Consider the following 20,605-nt stretch of genomic DNA (forward strand, 5'->3'; position numbering starts at 1 on the left):
CGCAGAAATAAACGATTTTTCTTTACCGCAAAGTCGTCGCTAGCATGGCCCCGTCTGACCCCAATCCAAGAATAGACAGGGAGCGTGACATGCCAGCCACAAACATCAATATCGGCGAACCTTGGATGTGGGGCGCCTTCATCGTCTTCGTGCTTGCCATGCTGGCATTGGACCTGTTTGTCTTCGGTGGGCGCAAGGCGCATCGGGTGTCAGTGCGCGAAGCCTTGTCCTGGGTCATCGCCTGGTGCCTGCTGGCACTGAGTTTCGCGGCATTGCTCTGGTGGTATTTGCACGGTGCGTTCGGCGCCGAGATCGCCCGGGAAAAAACCCTCGAATTCCTCACCGGTTATTTGATCGAGCAATCGCTGTCGATCGACAACATGTTCGTCTTCGTGATGATCTTCAGCTACTTCGCCGTACCGCCAGAGCTGCAGCGGCGAGTGTTGTTGTACGGCGTGCTCGGGGCGATCGTGATGCGCGCGGTGATGATCTTCGCCGGGGTGTGGTTGGTGTCGCAGTTCGAATGGCTGCTGTATGCGTTCGGCGTGTTCCTGATCTTCACCGGGATCAAGATGCTGGTGTTTGCCGACCACCAGCCGGATCTGGACAAGAATCCGCTGCTGCGCTGGGTGCGCGGGCATATGCGCATCACCAGTAGCTTTCATGGCGAACGGTTTTTCGTCCTGCAGAACGGCGTGCGCTGGGCCACGCCGATGTTTCTGGTGCTGGTGTTGATCGAGGCCAGTGACTTGATGTTCGCGGTCGACAGCATCCCGGCAATCTTCGCCGTGACGACTGATCCGTTCATTGTGTTCACTTCGAACATCTTCGCGATCATGGGTTTGCGAGCGTTGTATTTCCTGCTGGCGGACATGGCGGACCGCTTTCACTTGCTCAAGTATGGACTGGCGATTGTGCTGGTGTTTATCGGCGGCAAGATGGTGTTGATGCCGTGGTTGCACATGCCGGTGGAGTGGTCGTTGGCGGTGGTGGGTGGGGTGATCCTTGGCTCAGTCCTGCTCAGCTTGGTCATGACCAGAGATGCCGAACGCCGCACGGAATGACACACCACAAGACCCTGTAGGAGTGAGCCTGCTCGCGATAGCGGTCTGCCAGTCAACACCGCGTTGTCCGACAGACCGCTATCGCGAGCAGGCTCACTCCTACAGGGGATCGGTGTTACTTATCGGACTTGATGTTGGTCCACACCCGTGTACGCACGCGCTCAAGTTTCTGCGGTAATGGCTGCACGACGTAGAGATTTTTCAGCGCTTCCGGGGTCGGCGTCAGGTTCGGGTTGTCGGTGATTTCCTTGTTGATCAGCGGTATCGAATCCTTGTTCGCATTCGGGTAACCGAGGAAGTCGCTGATCGGTGCGATCACTTTCGGATCGAGCAGGTTGTTAAGGAACTCATGCGCCTCGGCGACATTCTTCGCGCTCTTCGGAATGGCGAAGGTGTCGAACCAGATCGGCGCGCCCTCCTTCGGCAAGCGCCAGTCAACCACCACACCGTTGCCGGCTTCTTTGGCGCGGTTGCCGAACTGGTAGAAGCTGCCGGAGTAACCGATGGCCACGCAGATGTCACCGTTGGCGATGTCGGTCATGTACTTGGCCGAGTTGAAATACGTCACGTACGGACGAACCTTGAGCATCAGCTCTTTGGCTTTTTCATAGTCGGCGGGGTTCTGGCTGTTCGGGTCGAGGCCCAGATAATGCAGGGCCAGCGGCAGGATTTCCGTCGGCGAATCAAGCATCGCCACGCCACAGGATTTGAGTTTTTCCATGTTCTCCGGTTTGAACACCAGATCCCAGCTGTCCACCGGCGCGTTGTCGCCCAGTGCCGCCTTGACCTTGGCCGGGTTGAAGCCGATCAGCACGGTGCCGACCATGTAGGGCACGCCGTACTGGTTGCCCGGATCGTTCTTGCCCAGCAGTTTCAAAAGTTCCGGATCCTGGTGGCTCCAGTTCGGCAGTTTCGATTTATCCAGTTTCTGAAACACGCCAGCCTTGATCTGCGTTTCGAGGAACTGGTTCGACGGCACCACCAGGTCGTAACCGGAGTTGCCGGTCAACAGTTTGGCTTCCAGGGATTCGTTGGTGTCGAAGGTGTCCCAGGTCACTTTGATGCCGCTTTTTGCGGCGAAATCCTTGGGCACGGACGGCAGGATGTAATCCGCCCAGTTGTACACGCGCAGTTCGCGTTGCTCAGCCTGGACGGCGCTGGCCAACAGCGTCAGCCCACACACAGTGGCACCCAGAATGCGTTTCATCGTGACCATGGTTGTTCCCCAAAAGGCAGCGTGAGTTCGATGGTTTTTATGTTCTGTACACGGCAGCGGCTGTAAAGGTAGCCAAGGGTAAAAAAGGTTCAGCGTCTGGTTATGGTTTTGATTCTTGCTGACAGCGTAGACGGATCACAGTGGGGGATGGGCCAAAAGGGGATCGATGTGGCCAATTTGATTGACCGCCGGGATGCGTAAACAACAATGCCCGGCGAATGGCCGGGCATTGTCGTGAAGCGGATCAGCTCAGTCGGTATAACCCAACCTGGCCGCCCTGCTCTGCTCAGTCTGGCCGCGTGTCGCCAGGCAGTAATACAACGGCACGGTGACCACCAGGCCGACCAGCCAGGACAAATCCGCGCCCTCGACCAGATTGGCGTAAGGCCCGACATACAGCGAGGTATTGGCAAACGGCAACTGCACGAGGATGCCGATGAAGTAAGCGATGATCGCGTGCAGGTTGAAGCGCCCGTAAACCCCGCCATCGGCACGGAAGATCGAGGTGATGTCGTAGCAGCCGCGCTTGATCAGGTAGAAGTCGATCAGGTTGATCGACGCCCACGGCACCAGCACCAGTAACAACGCCAGAATCAAACCGATGAACTCGGAAATGAAATCCGCCGAAGCACCGAGTGCGACCACGCAGCAACCCGCGAGCACCACGCTCGACAACACTACGCGTACCTTGATGCTCGGCGTCCATTGGCTGGCAAAGGTCTGGATCGAGGTGATTATCGACAGCACCGCACCATACAGATTCAGCGCGTTGTGGCTGATGATGTTGAGCAGAAACAGCACCATCAGAATCGGCCCCAGCCACCCGGTCGACTGCTTGACCGCGACCATCGCCTCGGTGCCTTCCGGGGTCGCCAGCACCGCCACGGCGCCAAAGCTGAACGACAGAATCGTGCCCAGCGTTGCGCCCAGATAAGTCGCCCAGAATGGCTTGGCTATGCCGATGTCGGCCGGCAAGTAGCGCGAATAATCGGACACGTACGGCGAAAAGCTGATCTGCCAGATGATCCCCAGCGACACCGTCGCCAGCCAGCCGGACAGGTTGAAACTGCCGCGAGTGAGAAAGTCCGCCGGCAAGTCATGGGCAAAGATATAGATGAAACCGGCGAGCAAGGCGCTGCCCATCACCCAGGTGCCAATGCGGTTCAGCGTGTGGATGAAGTTGTAGCCGATCACGCCAATCGCCGTGGCCGCGAGTGCACCGATCAGAATGCTCAACGGCGCCGGCACCGACGGCGCGATGCCGACGATGGATTTGCCGGCGAGCACGATGTTGGAAATAAAGAAACCGATGTAGATGAGCGCGGCGAAGAACACGATCAGCAGCGCGCCGTAACGCCCGAACTGGCCGCGACTCTGGACCATTTGCGGAATACCCATGCGCGGACCTTGCGCCGACGCCAGCGCGATCACCACACCGCCGATCATGTGCCCGAGCGCAATCGCCAGCAGCCCCCAGAGCAAATCGAGATGGAACACTTGAACCACCATGGCGCCGGTGACGATGGGCAGTGGCGCAATGTTGGTGCTGAACCAAAGGGTGAATAGGTCGCGGGCCTTCCCGTGGCGTTCCGCGAGTGGGACGTAGTCGACCGTATGGTTCTCGATCAACGGATCTTGCCGGGACATCTGGGACATATGCATGAACTCGAGTTTGTCTGTTCTTATCGTTGTATGAAGCCAAACCGGGGGGACTCTCTGGTCGCCCCTCAGATGCAGACCATATTATGGTATTCCAAACAATTCACAAGACTGATCCGTAGTTTGCGGCGCCAACTGATACGCCATCCTCGCTGAAACCGTGGCCTGCAGACCAGCCGAAAGCCCCGTAAATACTGAGTATCCGACGAACGCGGCACGTTTATCGGTTCAGCTTAAAAGGCCTTGCAAAGATCGAATACTGGTATACCATCAGACCAACAAACACATAAAAACAGCAGCACCACACCCGAGGACCGACCAATGATCGATGCCGCCATCTACAAACAAGTCATGGGCTCGTTCCCGTCCGGCGTAACCGTTATCACCACCCTGGACGATGACGGTCAGATCGTCGGCCTGACTGCCAGTGCATTCAGCTCGCTGTCGATGGATCCGGCGCTGGTGCTGTTCTGCCCCAACTACAGCTCTGACTCCTACCCGGTACTGATCAAAAACAAACGCTTTGCCATCCACGTTCTGTCCGGCGGCCAGCAAAGCGAAGCCTACGCCTTCGCCCGCAAAGGCAAAGACAAGGCGCAGGGCATCGAGTGGACCTTGAGCGAACTGGGTAACCCGATCCTCGCCAACGCGACAGCTATCATCGAGTGTGAGCTGTGGCGCGAATACGAAGGCGGCGACCACGCCATCATGGTCGGCGCGGTGAAGAACCTGATCGTCCCCGAACAGCACAGCGGACCGCTGGTGTACTGCCACGGCAAGATGGGCGCCCTGCCCGTCCTGGCCTGATCAAAACCTCCAGCCCTATGCAAATCAAATGTGGGAGCGAGCCTGCTCGCGAAAGCAGTGTTACAAGCGACGCAGCAAGCGACTGACACAGCGCGATCGCGAACCGCTCACTCCCGCTGATTTTTGTAGCCTCAACAACAAAAGATCCGAGGAAGCGTCATGAAATTTTCCCTGTTCATCCACATGGAACGCTGGGACGAAAGCATCAGCCACCGCCAACTGTTCGAAGACCTCACCGAACTGACCCTGATGGCCGAGGCCGGTGGTTTCAGCACCGTGTGGATCGGCGAACACCACGCCATGGAATACACCATCTCGCCAAGCCCGATGCCATTGCTCGCCTACCTCGCTGCCAAAACCACCACCATCCACCTCGGCGCCGGCACCATCATCGCGCCGTTCTGGCACCCGCTGCGGGTCGCCGGTGAATGCGCGTTGCTCGACGTCATCAGCAACGGCCGCATGGAAGTCGGCCTGGCCCGTGGCGCCTATCAGGTTGAATTCGATCGCATGGCCGGCGGCATGCCTGCCTCCAGCGGCGGCCAGGCATTGCGCGAAATGGTCCCGGTGGTCCGCGCCCTGTGGCAAGGCGACTACGCCCACGACGGCGACATCTGGAAATTCCCCACCTCCACCAGCGTGCCAAAACCGATCCAGCAGCCGAACCCGCCAATGTGGATCGCCGCCCGCGACCCGGATTCGCATAACTTCGCCGTGGCCAACGGCTGCAACGTGATGGTCACGCCGTTGATGAAGGGCGACGAAGAAGTCCTCGACCTGAAGAACAAGTTCCAGACTGCGCTGGATAACAACCCGGATGTGCCTCGTCCGCAATTGATGGTGCTGCGCCACACTCACGTGCACACCGCTGATAATCCGGATGGCTGGAAAGTCGGTGCGAAAGCCATTTCGCGTTTCTACCGCACCTTCGATGCGTGGTTTGGCAACAAGGAAACGCCGGTCAACGGTTTCCTCGCGCCGAGCCCGGAAGAGAAGTTTGCCGGGCGTCCGGAGTTTGAGCTGGAGAGTTTGCACAAAACGGCGATGATCGGGACGCCGGAGGAGATCATTCCGCGGATCAAGTACTACCAGGAACTGGGGGTGGATGAGTTCAGTTTCTGGTGTGACAACAGCTTGCCGCATGAGGAGAAGAAGAAGTCGTTGGAGCTGTTTATCAAGCATGTGGTGCCGGCGTTTCGCTGAGAACCGCGTAATTGAGCGGCAATAAAAAGGGGCGAATTCATCGATTTGAATTCGCCCCTTTTTTGCGTTTGTCGGCGAGTGAACGTTACCCCTGAACGGCGGCTTTCCGACTCCGGCGCGATTGCTTCAGATTGAAACGCAGCTTGCGCCGCGGATCAGGGCTCAAATCTATTTCTTCTTTCGTCTTTTGATCTCCTCCATTTTTGCGAAGATCCATAGACCGCTTCCGGTAAAGAAGCCATAGATGAGTGAAAACCTCAACGCAACAAACAGAGCGTCACTTTGGAAGTACCAAACCCCATCTTTGCCAAAGATAATAAGCGCGCCTATCAAATTCCCTACCAATCCGAGGAGGTAAAAAAACACCACCGCCCTCAGCACCACAGCTAGATATAAACGAAACGTGGCCTTCATGGGATTCATTTACTTTTCCCATAATCGGTAAGGGGAAAACGGGGACAGACCACGTATTCGGAGTACTTTTTAAACGTGGTCTGTCCCCATTTACCTCCGTCCCATTTACCTTTCATTTTCAGAGTGCTTTCTAAACGTGGTCTGCCCCCATTTTACTCTAGTCAAAAATTTCTTTGCGGCGATATGCAACCCTATCAGCTTGCGCGACAAGAGGCAGTTCATCACCACCTATCACAATTGTCCACTTACACTTAAAGCCAGAGTCCTGATAGGCGGAATACTGGCAGATAATATCATCGACCTCCTCAACATCCTCGCCCACATCATCTTGGAGATAAAACTTTATTAGCCAGCCGTCTTCATCTCTAGACAGCACGACCATTCTGAAATTTGGAGTGATAGCGCCCAGCATCGACTGCATAAGCATCAACACCTGAAAATTCCAGTCCTTCAATTCGGTACCAGTATTCATCGTTGGGTCCAGTTAGTGGGAAAACGGGGACAGACCATGTTTTCGGAGTACTTTCTAAACGTCGTCTGCCCCCATTTATCCTTCTACATTTAATCTTTAGTGAAGTCGTCGCAAAGTATCCAGTCAGTGAGCTCCAATGGTAGCTTACAAATAGAAGACTGCATCAACTTCGGGAGATCCACTAACTTTAGCGCCGATTTTGGTTTGGCAATTAATTTATAACCACCCTGCTCGGAAGCGTCATGACTGAACAACCCTCTGCCGGCCATTTCAACAAAAGATTTTAAATAGCGCGCACGCTGAGCTTCATCGGCAAACTCAACCAAATTGGCTTCTACTATCTCAACGTCCACGCCTCCAGGCCTTGAATAGAAGTAGTCATAAATTTCCTCATATCTGGAAATTGACTGACGGACATCGTCAGGCACAACCCCATCTCCACCTGTAGCGAAATGAGCGATGACCCCACCTCGACATGAGGCAAACCAATCAAGATCATTGATTTCCAGAAATTCGTCGTGCATTTCCATTATTCGACTCCGGAAATATTAGTGCAGTTATCACACCTAGGAACTACCTGCCCGTCCTTGGGCGGATCGAGGGAGTGAATTTTAGAGAAAACGGGGACATACCACGTTTTTTGAATAAATTGCAAAGCCGTGGTCCGCCCCTTATCTAAACGTGGTCTGTCCCCATTTATCCCGCAACAGACGCGCTTCAAGGGTAGTTAGCTCCGCCCAGTCACTTCTCGACGTCAAGCATGTGTCCCTTTCTCGAGAATTCCGCCTCAATTTCGTCAATAACCATCTGAACTTCCTCTTCAGTTAAAACTTGATTTTCATGGGGTGAATCCCAGTGCTTTAACGAGTTCCTATACAACACGAAACCAAGCTTATCCCCTCCCGGAAAGAACATTTCGCCTTGAATGGTCGCTACTTTATTAGCCACCTGTATTTTCAGATATCCTCGAGATATTTCAAGAATCACAAATCACCTCTTACAAATATAGTTTTCTCGAGTCTGGTTACTGGATCAATAGTAACTATTTTATCCACTTTAGGATTTTTCAGAAGTGCGGGCAACTCTGCGGTTTCCCAGACGTTTCCTGGACGCAAATTCTGTCCAATCACAGCACGTACCGTTCCGCGGGAAAACGGGGACAGACCATGTTTTCGGAGTACTTTCTAAACGTGGTCTGTCCCCATTTACCCCATTTGTTCCCCCTTCTTCAAATCCCACACAAACTTCTGAACTCATCCAGTGACATTACTGAACCCGGGTCAGTTTCTGGTAGCAGTACATCTTGAACAACTACAACCCGCGCCTCAAAATCAATCAAAACATCAAACAAATTGAAGTTGAACTCACGGATGCACGTAACAGCACCGGGCTCTTGCGCACTTAAAACCCCAGTGCGTAATAACTCACGAGCACCTTCATTAAGCTCCTCACTTAAAAAACGCTGAAACAACTCATTCATGATCACAACCTCACAGTGGAAACGCGGTATGAATCACACCATCGCGAACATTAACCTTCAAAATATTAGTCGGATTACCTAATGTATTAGTACCAATTATTTTTCCGACATTGTATTCAACAACGTAGCCCGTTGGCCCATTTTGAGAGACTTTCCCGTATCTCAGCGCATTGTCAACATAAGCAGAAATATCCTTCATCGAAGTTCCTTTGGAAAATTTGCTAACGGGAAATCCTGAATCAGGCCCATGGCGGTACATTACGTGTTCAATCCCCATCATAAGTCCACCTTTTTTATAGTCGAGGGCTCCCCAAGCCGCATCAATTTGACGAGGACCTGGCAGGGCTTTAATCGTTTCGACCGCCTTTTCTGGCAAGCCACCCGCGGTCGCCTCGTCCACATTCTTAACGAGAAGTGCACCACCCGCTTCAAGTCCCACCAGACCTTGCAAAGTGTTACCAAAGTTTCTGACCGCCTGACCGAGGTTGAATATCGAAAAAGCCAGTGTAAATTTCTGTTCGGTATCGAGTCTCGATGCCTCCGACTCTGTTGGACTGTAAAGAGTGTCTCTATACCCGGGAATTCTGGAAAATATGAAATCATCCAGGAATGCAATCGCCTCTGGCTTCACACCATCAATGCCAGCACCGTGCAAGCCCTCGACGCGCATCGCTTTAACAACGTCTTCGACTGTCAGTCCTGAAACATCAACACCCACATCACAGCTACCTGGATTTGAATTGCAGAAACCCAATGCCTGTTTCGCGAGATCCCGCGCTGCTCCTTCGTGCAAATCGTGGTTGTACCGCGTTGCACTTCCCGCGATATCGGCACCCAGTTGGAAGTCCCCTCCAACAGCTGCCGCCCCAACGAGACCCGTAAGCTGCGAAAGCATTTGATGCAGTTCTTTGTTATCGCCTACGAAATCAACAAGCACATTCATCGCTGCTTCGTTCAGCCCCGCCGCCGCCGCGCCCGTCGCAAAATCCCCTCCCATCACTTGAGAAATCAGACCGCCCATCAGCGCATGAGCTACAACTTTTTCAACACTGCCATCCGGAAACTTGATCGTGTTGTCACCAACCCAGTTGAACCCGGTCGCCATGGCGACACTGCTCGCCTCACCCAGCAACGCCGCTCCGAAGTTGTCACCAAAGCTACCTCCACCAATAGTGGTCGAAATACCGCTGGAGATAATCGCGCGCCCCGTTGTGCGGATAGCGACATCAGTAATGTTGCTGCTGGTCAGGATATTTGCAGTTTTACTGCCCCCAGCCGCAAACCAGTTGGTGTCTGCATAGTCGAGCATGCCCGCCGTAAACCCGGCAATAGCCGCATTTTTCAAGCTTCCGGCACTGAAAGTCTCCTTGAATGCGGCCCCGAGATCACCCTTGTTATTAATGGTGCTGGTAACGCCCGTGGTTGCCAGACTTGTGGCGACTGCCCCACCGAAGCCACCGCCGACCAGGCCCAGCCCTGCCGGTCCCATCACGAAGGACATCATGATGGCGATTGCGATTTGTGCTGCCGGACCCAGTCCCGAGTTTTCGTATTTGAAAGACTCGTGAATCTCCTTCACCCGCTGCCAATCCACGTCCCCCCGGGTCTCGGCATCTTTCAACCAGGCCAGCTGCGGATCCGCCTTGACCATAGCGTCGATGGTCTGGCTGACGGATTGCTGATTCACATCCTTGATGTCGATTTTCAGACCGTCAACGGCCTTGATCACGATGTTGCCCTTGGCAATCATCTGGGTTTGGCGCAAGGTCTCGTCGGTATTGCCGCGACCTTTGGAGGACACCCAGCCAGCACTGTTGTTGGTCTTGGTATGGTTTTCGTCATGGAGGTCCTTGACCCCCTGAAAAGTGATCGCCCCGCCACTGTCCAGCGTGATGTTGTTGCCACTTTCCAGTTTGGCGACCTGATACAGCTGATCACCCTTGCTCGACAGCGTCAGATTGCCACCGGTCTTGATCTCGGAGCCGACATACTTGGTGTCGGTCACCTCATCGTGCTGCATCTTCAGCTTGCCGAAGCTGCCTTTTTTCTTCATGTCATAGAGCGAGTAGTCCGTATCTTGCGCTGCCAGGAGTTCGAGGCGGTCGCCCGCGACCAGATAGGCTTCATCACCCGCCGTTACGCGACTGGAAATCAAACTGAGGTCTTCACCCGCATCCAGTTTGACGTCGCCGCCCGCCGTGATGCCGGACATGACCTGAGTGACATGGTCTTCCTGACGGGTCATGTGCTTGTTTTTTGAGAGCGAGTGCTCTTCATCCGCCGCCGAGGTAATCACCAGATTCTCGGTAGCCTTCATCGACACATCACGCTTGGCATCGATCTCACTGGCAATCACATTGATGTCGCGCTTGGCTTCGGCCTTGAAGTCACGCCCGGCATCGATATCGGCGGCCAGTTGAGTGATATCGCTGCTACTTGCCCTTGAACCCAACGAAACGCTGTCATTGACCTGCACGGAGACCACATTGACATCACGCCCGGCATTCAACGCCATGTCCTGACCGCTTTTCATCACGCCGCCGATGACGTTGATGTCCTTGGCCGCTTTGACGGTCAGGTCGTTGGCGGCTTCGATACGCGCTGCGTTATCGGCAAAGTCCTGATGCCGGGTGACGGAGCCGTATTGGTTGTCCATCGAAGTGATGGTCCGTTCGTTGATCACGTCGCCGGTGCGGGTGGTCAGGCTGACGTCCTTGCCGGCAATGATGCCGCCGGCTTTGTTGACGATGCTGTTGGTGGCCAGCAGATCCAGACGATTGCCCGCCTCGATCGAACCACTGTTGACCAAGTCCTTGCCCGCCGTGGCGGAGAGGTTGTTGGTGGCTTTGAGCGTGCCGACGTTGTCGAGGTTTTCCCCCGCAATCAGCGTCACATCATTACCGGCAATCAATGCCCCGGTCGGGCCCAAACGGCCATTGGCCTGGGCCAGATAAACCACCGGCACCAGCACCTTTTCGCCATTCACTTCGTGCTCTTCGAGCCAGACGATGTCGTGGGTCAGTGCCGCGACTTGCTGCGAGGTGAGACCGACGCCGACCGACAGGTTGAGTGCGTCTTTGCTGGCGATGGCGTTGTTCATCAGGTACTTGAACATGCCCTCGTTGGAGGTCTGGCCATCAAGGAAAGCCTGGCCGGTGCGGGCGGTGACGGCTTGCTGGATCAGGCGTTGTTCGTAGAGGCCGTCGCCCAGACGTTTGGCGCTCTGGTCGGGGTTGTAGCCGAGCTTCTCCAGCAGATAATCCGAGCTCATGAACGACTTGAGGTCGGTCAGCACCGGGTTGGTTTCGATCAGGTATTTGTGCGGGTTCGAGGGCGCCGTGGTGTCCGGCAGGCCAGTGACACGCGTGACCGGACGAGTGTCGATCGACTCTTTCATGTCGTTACCGCGGCCCGGGTTGCCCGTGCCTGCAGAACTCTCCGGCACTTTCACGTCGACCGTACTGGCGACTGTCTGCACCATGCTTGGCGTACGGTGGAATGTATCCACGGCGCGTGTGCTGTCGGACACCGGCGCCGGCGCATCGATAAACAGGTTGCGGGGGCCGCCGCTGCTGCCGGCGACCGTGTGGTCCTGGGCATTCACCGACTCACTGGCGACTGTCCACGTTGGCGCTGGCCCGGTGTTGCCGGCTGTGGCGCCACTGGTGCCCTGCCCGCTCAGACGGAACAAACCGTTCTCGCCTGTCGGCAGCGAGAAGCCAGGCAAGCTCAGCGGATTGACTTGCTGTTGCGCAAGATCCGGCGGCAGTTGGCTGTTGATGCGCACAACGACAGTGCCGCTGTTGCCGACCGAGGTATCGGCGACCTTGTTGGTGCCCCCGGTGGCGCTGTAGTCCTGATGGATAACGCTGTTTTCAACTTCCCGGGTCGCGGTAATCGAGACATTGCCGCCGGCCTGAATCACTGCATTACGCGAGTTATTGGCATCAGCAGCACCGGTGCTGTTCACCGGGGTTTCAACCGCAAGACGGCTTTCGTAAGGCGCCAGTTCGCTCGGTAATGCCAGCAGATTATTCGGGTCATACATCGATGGCGTTGACGTCTCAAAGCCGGCGCTGAATCCAGACATGGCCCGGCCGTATTTGCGACTGCCGACGTTTTCGCCCGTCTCGGCGTCGACGATGACAATGCCATTGCCCACGGTTGTGGCGATCGCTTTACGGATCAGACCTTCCGGTGCGATGACGTAGTACACAAACGGGAAATCAGGGTTGTTGCGCTGGTTGTACGGCATGATCACGTTGGCCATGAATTGCGCCGTGGTGCCTGTGCCCATCTCGAAGTTGTACTGGCGCGTGACTTCGACAGTCCCGCTCTTGGCGCCGATGTTCTTCAGGCTGTCGGCGGTGATGGTGATGTTGCCGCCCGCCGCGACCGTGCTTTTGCTGTTGAGGAACGTGCCACCCGTAAACGTAAAATCCTTGCCGACGTTGAACATCGCCGAGGCGCTGGTATCGGTGTCGAAGAACTGGTAGGTCTCGCGGCTGGCAAGGAAGTTATTGAAAGTGCCGCCAACGCAGTCACCGCACGTTGCTGCAATGAACCCGGAAATGAGCTTGCGTTCAACCGACGCCGTCGGCCCTTCTGTGCGGTTTTCAAACACGTCGGCGCTCAGCGTGAACCCGCGTCCGCTCTCCATCGAGCCGGAAATGTTGTACACCCCCGCTGCCCGCGCCGCGCCGCCATACCCGCCCATCACCACATCGCCCAGACCGTAGAAATCACCGTGCTGGTTGGTCAGCGTGCTGACGCCGAGGGTCATGTTGTTGCCGCTGAAAATCAGCCCGCGATCGTTGAGCAACGAGGGCGTGTTGATGATGAGGTTCTGCGCCGCACCCAGGGTGCCGTAGTTGGCAACACTGCCCGCGTTGATCGTCAGGTCTTCACTGGAGGTCATGCGCCCGGCGTTGCTGAGCTGCCCGCCGATATTGACGGTCGACGTGGCACCCACCGCGAAGCTGCCGCCCGCCGCAACGTTCATCTGCGCGACGGAAAGGTAAGCGCCGCGCTGACTGGTCAAGCGGCCGCTGCCGGCGTAGGTTCCGCCGATTTGCATATCGAGGATGCCATCACTGGCGATCAAGCCATCGTTGCTCCAGTTACCGCCCCGGATCTGCAGGGAATCGGAAGCCAGCAATTTGCCGCTGGCGGTCTGGCTGAATTGGCCGACATTGACGTTCAGGCGACCGGCCTGAATGACGTTGGAGTTGCTCCAGCTGTCGGCGTTGAGTTCCAGCAGCCCGCCGGTGACGATGCTGCCGCCGGCGCCGATGACATTGGCGGTGGAGATGTCGAACTTGCCGCGCCCGACGTGGTTGAGTTGCCCGCCGGCATTGAAGAGGGCTCCCACTGCCAGGGTCATGTCGGTGTTGGCGGTTTCCAGCACGCCATTGCGGTTGTCGAGCAAACCGCCGATCTGGAACAGGGTTTTGCCGGTGTTGCCCAGCGAACGCAGACGACCGTTCTGGTTGTCGACGCTGGCAGCCTTTACGCTCAGTTGGGTATCGCTTTCGATGACACCCGTGCCGTTACGCAACGCGCCGCTGAGACCGAAGTCGATGCGGTTGGCAGCGATCTGCCCGCCAGCGTTTTCCAGACTTGTGCCGGTGACGCCCAACAGTCCTTTCGAATACAGCACGCCACTGCTGTTATCCAGCGCCGCCGTGGTAATGCTGCTGTCGGCCGACTGCGCGGAAATGCGCCCGCCGTTGTTGTTCAGGCCAGCCAATGCAGTAAGCGTCAGGCTCTGCGCCTGAATGATGCCGCCCTGACGGTTATTGTTCAGGTCGAAGCCGTTGCGCAGCACACCCACGGTGCGTGCTTCCAGTGCGCCTCTGATGCTGGACAGCGTGCCACCACGGTTATCGATATTGGTCGCTGTGACCAAGACATTTCCGCTTTGCGCGATGACCTTGCCACTCTGGTTGTCGAAGTCACCGCTGACTTCGAGGGTCAGCGCGCCTTCGCTCTGGATCGAACCTTTGCCGTTGCGCAGGCTGGCTGCATTGAGTTGGACGTCGGCATTCTGGCTGTAGATCAGACCGTCGGCGCTGTTGTTGACGGCGCCCGTTGCGGTGATCAGCAATTGGTCATTCGCCGCGACGGTGCCCTTGTTGCTGTTGTCCAGAGAATCGGTGTGCGCTTCCAGTGTTTTCTGGCTGACGATCTGGCCGTTCTGGTTGTGCAGATCGGTCACACCCTTGATCAACATCGCGCCGCTGCTCGCCAGTTTGCCGGCGTTGTTGTTCAGCTCTCCGCTCAGGTTGAGGGTGATCGCGGCGTTGCTGGCGATCTGGCCACCGTTGTTGTCCAGACCTGTGGCCGTGGCCGTGAATGCCTGTTCGACATTGATTGAGCCACCGGCATTGCTGAACGCCGTGCTGACGACATCCAGTGCAGCACCACTGAAAATCAGGCCCTGGTTGTTATTGAGTGCGCCGCCCAGCGTCAGGACTTGCCCTGCGCCACTGCTCAGATTGCCCTTGTTGCTGTTGTCGAGACTGCCTGCCTTGACGACCAGATTGCCTTGGGCAACGACGGCCCCGGCGTCGCTGTTGAGCAGCGCATCCTTGATGTCGACCGAGACATCGGCGAACTTGCTGGAGAGCGTGCCGCCGCTGCGGTTGTCCAGGCTGTCGGCGTTGACGGTAAGTCCCTGCCAGCCGGAGATCAGGCCCTTCTGGTTGACCAGGTCGGTGCCACGCAACAGCAGTTTTTCACCGCTGATGATTTTGCCGGCGCTGTTGTTCACGGCTCGGGCAATCAGCTCGAAACCGAGGTTGCTGGAAATCTCACCACTCTGGTTGTTCACGTCACGCAGACGTTTGAGCGTCAATGGCCCTTGAGCCGTGAGCAAACCGCGCTGGTTGTCGAGATCGCCATTGGCCAGATCGAGAGTGACGGCTTTGTCACCCACCAGACGTCCGCCGTTCTGGGTCAAGGACGTCAGCTTCAGGTCGATGTCACCGCTGGCGGATACTTCGCCGCCATCGCTGGAATCCAGCCCGCTGGCGTTCAGCGTCAGGTTGCCCTGGCTGTTGATCAAACCACTGTCGCGGTTGTTCAGATCGGCACTGGTGATATCAAGGGTTTGCACCGCACTGATCAGCCCATGGCCGTCGTTACGCAGCAGACCGTCCACGGTCAGGTCGAGGTCGCTACGGCTAACCAGGTTGCCGCCGCTGTTGTTCAGGCTCGCGGCGCGCGCGTCGATGGCGGCTGCGCCGATCATGCCTTTGACGTTGTCCAGTGCGGCCGCGATGCGTAGGGTCAGGCCCTGATTGCTCAGGAGCTTGCCGTTGCTGTTGTCGAGGTTTTGCGCGGTCAGGGTGAACGCTTCGGCGCTGGAAATTGTGCCGCCCTGGTTGTTGACGCCGTTGAGTTGCTTGAGCAGCAGCGTGCCCGGGGCGTTGATCAAACCACCGATGTTGTTCAACTGGCCGTGATTCAGGTCCAGGCTCAGTTGCGTGTTGCTGAACAGCTTGCCGCCCTGTTGATCAAAACCGCTGACCGAAGCCGTCAGCGCGTTCTGACTGCCGATACTGCCGTCGCCACCGTTGGTGACCTGGCCGGCAGTGAGATTCAGGGTGTCGGCGCTGCTCAATTGACCGTTGCTGTTATCGAAGGCGCCGGTGGTCACGGTGACCGCGCCTTTACCGCTGAGCGTGCCCTTTTGACGGTTGTCGAGGCTGGCACTGTCGAGGACGAGCGCGCCATCGGTAACCACTTGCCCGCCTTGGTTGTCGACACTGCCGCTGCTGTCCAGCTTCAAATCCGCCGCGCTGGACAGGCTGCCACCGGCATTGGTCACTTGCGTCGTGTTGACCGTCAGCGTGCCTTCACTGCTGACCTTGCCCGAGGTGTTATCAAAGGTGCCGGTGAGGTTTAACAACATGCCTTGCTGACTGAGCAATTCGCCGCCGTTGTTCACCAGCGAGCGCCCCTGCAGGTTGAACTGCGAGCCGGCATCGATCAGACCTTTGGTGCGGTTGAGCACTTCGTCGACGGTCAGGTTCAGGGCCTTGCCGGCGAAGATTTTGCCGCCGTCGCTGTTATCGAGTTTTTTACCGGTAACCCGCAAATCGCCGTTACTGCTGATCTCGCCGCCGCGATTGTTCAGCTCAGCGACGATCAGGCTCATGCCTTGGCTCGACCCCAGCAGACCGTTCTGCCGGTTATCGAGTTGCTCGGCCTCCAGTTGGAGGTTGCCGGTGGCGATCAACTGACCTTTCTGGTTGTTGACGGTTTTCGCCTGCACATTGGCATCGGCCTTGCCGGCGATATTGCCTTCACGGTTATCCAGATCGTCAGCGGTGACGGTCAGTTGGCCGTCAGCGATGACCGTGCCTAGTTGGTTATTCAGGGTCTTGTCGACAGTAAGCAACAACTCGCCGCGACTGCTGACAAGGCCTTCGTGGTTGTCGAAACTGGCGCTGCGGCTGTCCAGCGAGGCGGCGGAGATGACGCCTTTGAGGTTGTTCAATGCTGCGGCAATGCGCAACGTCAGGCTCTGCTGACTGAGCAGTTTGCCGTTGCTGTTGTCGAGGTCATGCGCGGCGAGCGTGAAGGCTTGCTGGCTGGAGATTTCCCCGCCCTGGTTGCTTACGCCGTTGAGGTTTTTCAACAGCAGCGTGCCGGGCGCATTGATCAAACCGTTCTGGTTGTTCAACTGGCCGTGATTCAGATCGAGGGTCAGATCAGTCTTGCTGAACAGTTCACCGCCCTGTTGATCCAGCCCGGTAAGCGAGACATCCAGTGCTTGCTGGCTGGCGATGCGGCCAGTGGCGTTGTTGACCTGCCCTGCCTTGAGCGTCAGCGCCGCACCGCTGGTGAGTTTGCCACCCTGGCTGTTGTCAAATCCGCCGGTCTCGACCCGGCTGTTGCCTTGGCCGTAGATCACGCCTTTGCGGCTGTTATCAAGACTGCCGCTGTTGACGGTCAGCAGGCTGTCGCTGTTGATCGAACCGACCTGATTAAGCAAAACGCCAGTGCTGGTCAGTTTCAGGTGGCCGGCACTGCCGAGGCTGCCGTTGCTGTTGTCGATGCGCGCAGCATTGACGGTAAGCGTGCCGTCGCTGCTGATCGCGCCGAGCGAATTGGTCAGCGCGTCATCAAGGGTAATCACCAGACCGTTGAGGCTGGTGAGATTGCCGCCGCTGTTGTCCAGCGTGGTGCCGGTAACGGTTACCGCGCCCTTGGTGGCGGCGATCAAGCCTTTGCTCTGGTTGATCAGCTTGGTGACGCTCAGCCCAATGTTACTGCCGGAGAGAATTTTGCCGCCGTCGCCGTTATCCAGACGCAGGCCTTTGACGTTCATCAGCAAGCTGCTGGAGATTTCGCCACTGCGGTTGTCGACATCGTCGACCGAGAGTGTCAGCGCTTTTGTCGTGCCGACCAACCCGCCATTGCGGTTATCGAGTGTCTTGCCAGTCAGGCTCAGATTGCCTTGGGCAACCAGCGCACCACCCTGTTGTTGCAGCAGGCCGATGGTTGCCAGCAGGTCGCCCTGACTGGAAATCCGTCCGGCCGCGTTTTGAATTTCCGCAGCCGTAAGGTTGACGGGGCCGACCGCACTGACCAGTCCACCGCTGTTATCCAGACGAGTGCCAACATAGGTCAGGCCTTGCTTACCGCTGATCACGCCTTTTTCGCGGTTATCCAGTTGCGCGACATTCAGGGTCAACTGCTGGTCGGCCTGAATCACTCCGCCCCGGTTGTCAGCCAAGTCGCCGCGTAGGGTCAGGGTGCTTTTGCCAATGACTTTACCGTCGCTGTTGAGCAGCGTGCCGGCCAGCAGATCGATGGCGCCTTTGGCCGAGATGTCACCCTTGTTGCGGTTGTCGAGCGTGGCACTGATGCGTGCAGTCAGGCCGCCATCGCTGACCAGCGCCCCGGCCTCGCGGTTATCCAGACTGGCTGCCTTCAAAAACACGGTGCGTGCCGAACCGAGCACGCCGTCGCGGTTATCCAGCGCACCGCCGAGATCGATATTCAGGCCCAGGTCACCGAGAATCTGCCCGCTGCGGTTATCGAGCTTGCCGCCGGTTATGGCGATGTTCTGACCGCTGAGCGTGCCGCCCTGATTGTTCAGGATTTGCGCGGTGCTGACCGTCAGGTTGCGGCTGGCGGCAAGGCTTTTGCCGGTGTTGTCGAGGTGCTGCGCGGTGAGGTTCAGGTCGCCGCTGGCGTTGCGGCTGCCGTCGGCGTTGACGCCGGCTTCGATGGTCCCGGCGTTGGTCAGTTGGCCGCCGGCGCTGAGAGTGATGCTGTTGCGGGCTGCGAGAGTCTGGCGGTTGGTGAGGTTGCCCTGGGTTTGCACGTTAGCGCTGGTGCCGGCGTAAACCGGGCCGCGTGCGTCGAGGCTGGCAGACTTGACGTTGACCGCGCCAGTGGCCGAGGTATCAGCCAGACTCAACTGGCCGTTGGCATCGAGTTGAATATCACCGCCGCTGGCAATCAGCTTGCCGTCGAGCTTCACCCCGACCCCGGCCTCAGTGCCGACCAGTTTGATCGCCCCGGCGTACATGCCGCCGAGTGCCGAGGAGTCGATGGCCAGTTGCGGTTTGCTGCTGCCGTCCTCAGCGCGCGCTGTGGCATTCAGGGTTTGTGCGTTGACGTCGTTGCGACCGGCGACAATCGTCAGGTTCTGCGCCTGAAGTTGCGCATTGATCTTTGCGCTGCGGGTGATGATTTCAAAACGGTCGACGTTGGTCGCGTTGAGGCCCGCGCCCTCGATGGCCACAGAACCCTGATCAACCTGATAACGCTCCAGCCGGCCGTTATCGAGCACGGGTTTGCCGGTAGTCAGCGTGACGCGCGGCGAGTTGATAAAACCACAGCCATTGCAAGTAATACCGTAAGGGTTGGCGACGATCACCCGCGCCGACTGCCCCGCCACTTCGGTGTAACCGCGCAACTGGCTCGGGTTGCCGCTGACGACTTCGTTGAGAATCGCCTGTGCCGAACCGCTGTTTTTCAGGTTCGGGTTGTCGACGATGTGCCCACCCAGTTGCGTAACCGTATTCTGCGTCGAGCCGTTGTTGAGGATCAGCCCCTGCGCGCCGACGTTGTAGTCGTGGAACTGGTTATGCGACAGACCGCTGGCATTGGGCGTGGCGATGTTGATGATCGGCACGCCATTGCCGGCACGATCCAGCGAGGTATTCGGGTTGGCCACGACGATGCCGTCGGCCTGCGCCCACATCGGTTGCCAGAACATGACGTTCGCCAGCAGAAATGCCAGCCCGCGCTTGGGCATGCCCAAAAAGCGCTCACGGTCTTTTACGGCCGCAGAAGGTTGGCACGCAAGAAAGGCGAACTGACGAACGTCCATGTCAATGATCTCGAGAAGTTGCTTTAGATGAAGAAGTCGATGCAGAAATAGATCGGTGCTTCGCGCTCGGTCAGCGCGTCCAGCCGTCCCGGGGAATGAGCAACGTCACACTGGCGACGCCCCTGTGTTCGAGGCTCTGGATGGGGAACAGCGGGTATCAGTGGCGCCGCCGGGAGTCGATGCTGCGGCAGCGAAATGAAATGGAGACTTGCACAGCAAAGCTGCGCACAACCTCGTCGCGAGGGCGGGTGAGGACATGTTCGATCCCTTGAAACGAAAGTGACATCAAAATAGTGGCGCGATATTAGATGGCCATCATTTTGACGTCAATCTTACGTTTCGACCGCTTGTCGCTACGTGCGGGGGATTTTTAGTTTTTGGACGTCACAGCAATTCGTTGATCCGGCCGGCTGACATCGTAAACATGCTGCTCGCAACCCTGCCCGACAAACTGGAACTCCACCAGGTAGACCTTGCTTCGTTCCGGCGTAAAACTACTGTTCAGCGGCCCGCAGCTATAAGTATTGCCGGTGCCCATGCCGTTGGAACGCCCCGACACCTCGAAGGGTTCGTCGGCATTGGCTTGCGTTTCCAACTGAGGGAAGTGTTTGAACGTGGCGCTATTGGCCGCTTCGCTAACTTTGGCGATCCAGCCGAACACCTTGCCCCGCCCGGAATCCACCACAGTACCCAGCACTTCCATTCGCCGATCGGGATCTGCAGCACGGCGGACCGAGAACTCGACAGGGTACGTGTAACCTGTCGCTTTCATGATGACTTTGGCGTGTTGTGCATCTGCCATAGCCGTTTTTTGCTGAAGTTGTACACCATCCTTTAAAAGACTGGGAGAAGAGTCTCTGACGTTGGAGTGGCAGCCTGCAATCAGGAAAACCAGTGAAAGCAAAATTCCCGCTCTAATCACTTTTTATTACCCCGT

At 57.2% G+C, this 20,605-nt stretch carries 12 protein-coding genes; 3 read left to right on the top strand and 9 right to left on the bottom strand.

Features of this window, described 5'->3' with window-relative positions; translation table 11 throughout:
* Positions 1 to 89 precede the first annotated feature (89 nt).
* A complete protein-coding gene (locus ACOYXJ_RS26565; protein ID WP_258709679.1) occupies positions 90 to 1,064 on the top strand; it encodes a TerC family protein in 975 nt (324 codons plus the stop codon).
* A gap of 115 nt (positions 1,065 to 1,179) precedes the next feature.
* Here ACOYXJ_RS26565 and ACOYXJ_RS26570 read toward each other — a convergent pair whose 3' ends face one another.
* Entirely contained in the window at positions 1,180 to 2,280 is a 1,101-nt protein-coding gene (locus ACOYXJ_RS26570) for a polyamine ABC transporter substrate-binding protein (protein WP_460372475.1), read from the bottom strand.
* Positions 2,281 to 2,529: 249 nt separating this feature from the next.
* A complete protein-coding gene (locus tag ACOYXJ_RS26575; protein ID WP_460372477.1) occupies positions 2,530 to 3,936 on the bottom strand; it encodes a purine-cytosine permease family protein in 1,407 nt (468 codons plus the stop codon).
* 324 nt (positions 3,937 to 4,260) lie between these two features.
* Here ACOYXJ_RS26575 and ACOYXJ_RS26580 point away from each other — a divergent pair, with 324 nt between their 5' ends.
* Both ACOYXJ_RS26580 and ACOYXJ_RS26585 read left to right on the top strand, forming a co-directional pair.
* Positions 4,261 to 4,746, top strand: a complete 486-nt coding sequence (locus tag ACOYXJ_RS26580) for a flavin reductase family protein (protein ID WP_095120372.1) — start codon at positions 4,261 to 4,263, stop codon at positions 4,744 to 4,746.
* A 159-nt stretch (positions 4,747 to 4,905) separates the two neighbouring features.
* Positions 4,906 to 5,949, top strand: coding sequence for an LLM class flavin-dependent oxidoreductase (locus ACOYXJ_RS26585; RefSeq protein ID WP_460372478.1), 1,044 nt, complete (start codon positions 4,906 to 4,908; stop codon positions 5,947 to 5,949).
* 168 nt (positions 5,950 to 6,117) lie between these two features.
* Here ACOYXJ_RS26585 and ACOYXJ_RS26590 read toward each other — a convergent pair whose 3' ends face one another.
* The 7 genes from ACOYXJ_RS26590 to ACOYXJ_RS26620 form a co-directional block, all read right to left on the bottom strand.
* Positions 6,118 to 6,372, bottom strand: a complete 255-nt coding sequence (locus ACOYXJ_RS26590) for a hypothetical protein (protein WP_460372480.1) — start codon at positions 6,370 to 6,372, stop codon at positions 6,118 to 6,120.
* Positions 6,373 to 6,520: 148 nt separating this feature from the next.
* Entirely contained in the window at positions 6,521 to 6,835 is a 315-nt protein-coding gene (locus tag ACOYXJ_RS26595) for a hypothetical protein (protein WP_150795473.1), read from the bottom strand.
* A gap of 89 nt (positions 6,836 to 6,924) precedes the next feature.
* On the bottom strand, positions 6,925 to 7,365 hold the full coding sequence (locus tag ACOYXJ_RS26600) for a hypothetical protein (RefSeq protein WP_460372482.1): 441 nt from the start codon (positions 7,363 to 7,365) through the stop codon (positions 6,925 to 6,927).
* Between the two features lie 211 nt (positions 7,366 to 7,576).
* Entirely contained in the window at positions 7,577 to 7,822 is a 246-nt protein-coding gene (locus ACOYXJ_RS26605) for an Imm74 family immunity protein (protein WP_110720914.1), read from the bottom strand.
* 241 nt (positions 7,823 to 8,063) lie between these two features.
* Positions 8,064 to 8,315, bottom strand: a complete 252-nt coding sequence (locus tag ACOYXJ_RS26610; RefSeq protein ID WP_150795476.1) for a hypothetical protein — start codon at positions 8,313 to 8,315, stop codon at positions 8,064 to 8,066.
* 10 nt (positions 8,316 to 8,325) lie between these two features.
* Positions 8,326 to 19,668: a two-partner secretion domain-containing protein gene (locus ACOYXJ_RS26615; RefSeq protein ID WP_460372484.1), complete on the bottom strand. Its 11,343-nt coding sequence runs from the start codon at positions 19,666 to 19,668 to the stop codon at positions 8,326 to 8,328.
* A 370-nt stretch (positions 19,669 to 20,038) separates the two neighbouring features.
* Positions 20,039 to 20,572: a hypothetical protein gene (locus tag ACOYXJ_RS26620; RefSeq protein ID WP_460372486.1), complete on the bottom strand. Its 534-nt coding sequence runs from the start codon at positions 20,570 to 20,572 to the stop codon at positions 20,039 to 20,041.
* Positions 20,573 to 20,605 lie beyond the last annotated feature (33 nt).

Source organism: Pseudomonas sp. Tul2A7 (genome assembly GCF_054790505.1).

Excerpts from the sequence above, each read along its gene's own strand:
- ACOYXJ_RS26565 (WP_258709679.1), top strand. The coding sequence starts at position 90 with ATGCCAGCCACAAACATCAATATCGGCGAACCTTGGATGTGGGGCGCC.
- ACOYXJ_RS26570 (WP_460372475.1), bottom strand. The coding sequence starts at position 2,280 with ATGGTCACGATGAAACGCATTCTGGGTGCCACTGTGTGTGGGCTGACG.
- ACOYXJ_RS26575 (WP_460372477.1), bottom strand. The coding sequence starts at position 3,936 with ATGTCCCAGATGTCCCGGCAAGATCCGTTGATCGAGAACCATACGGTC.
- ACOYXJ_RS26580 (WP_095120372.1), top strand. The coding sequence starts at position 4,261 with ATGATCGATGCCGCCATCTACAAACAAGTCATGGGCTCGTTCCCGTCC.
- ACOYXJ_RS26585 (WP_460372478.1), top strand. The coding sequence starts at position 4,906 with ATGAAATTTTCCCTGTTCATCCACATGGAACGCTGGGACGAAAGCATC.
- ACOYXJ_RS26590 (WP_460372480.1), bottom strand. The coding sequence starts at position 6,372 with ATGAATCCCATGAAGGCCACGTTTCGTTTATATCTAGCTGTGGTGCTG.
- ACOYXJ_RS26595 (WP_150795473.1), bottom strand. The coding sequence starts at position 6,835 with ATGAATACTGGTACCGAATTGAAGGACTGGAATTTTCAGGTGTTGATG.
- ACOYXJ_RS26600 (WP_460372482.1), bottom strand. The coding sequence starts at position 7,365 with ATGGAAATGCACGACGAATTTCTGGAAATCAATGATCTTGATTGGTTT.
- ACOYXJ_RS26610 (WP_150795476.1), bottom strand. The coding sequence starts at position 8,315 with ATGAATGAGTTGTTTCAGCGTTTTTTAAGTGAGGAGCTTAATGAAGGT.
- ACOYXJ_RS26615 (WP_460372484.1), bottom strand. The coding sequence starts at position 19,668 with ATGGACGTTCGTCAGTTCGCCTTTCTTGCGTGCCAACCTTCTGCGGCC.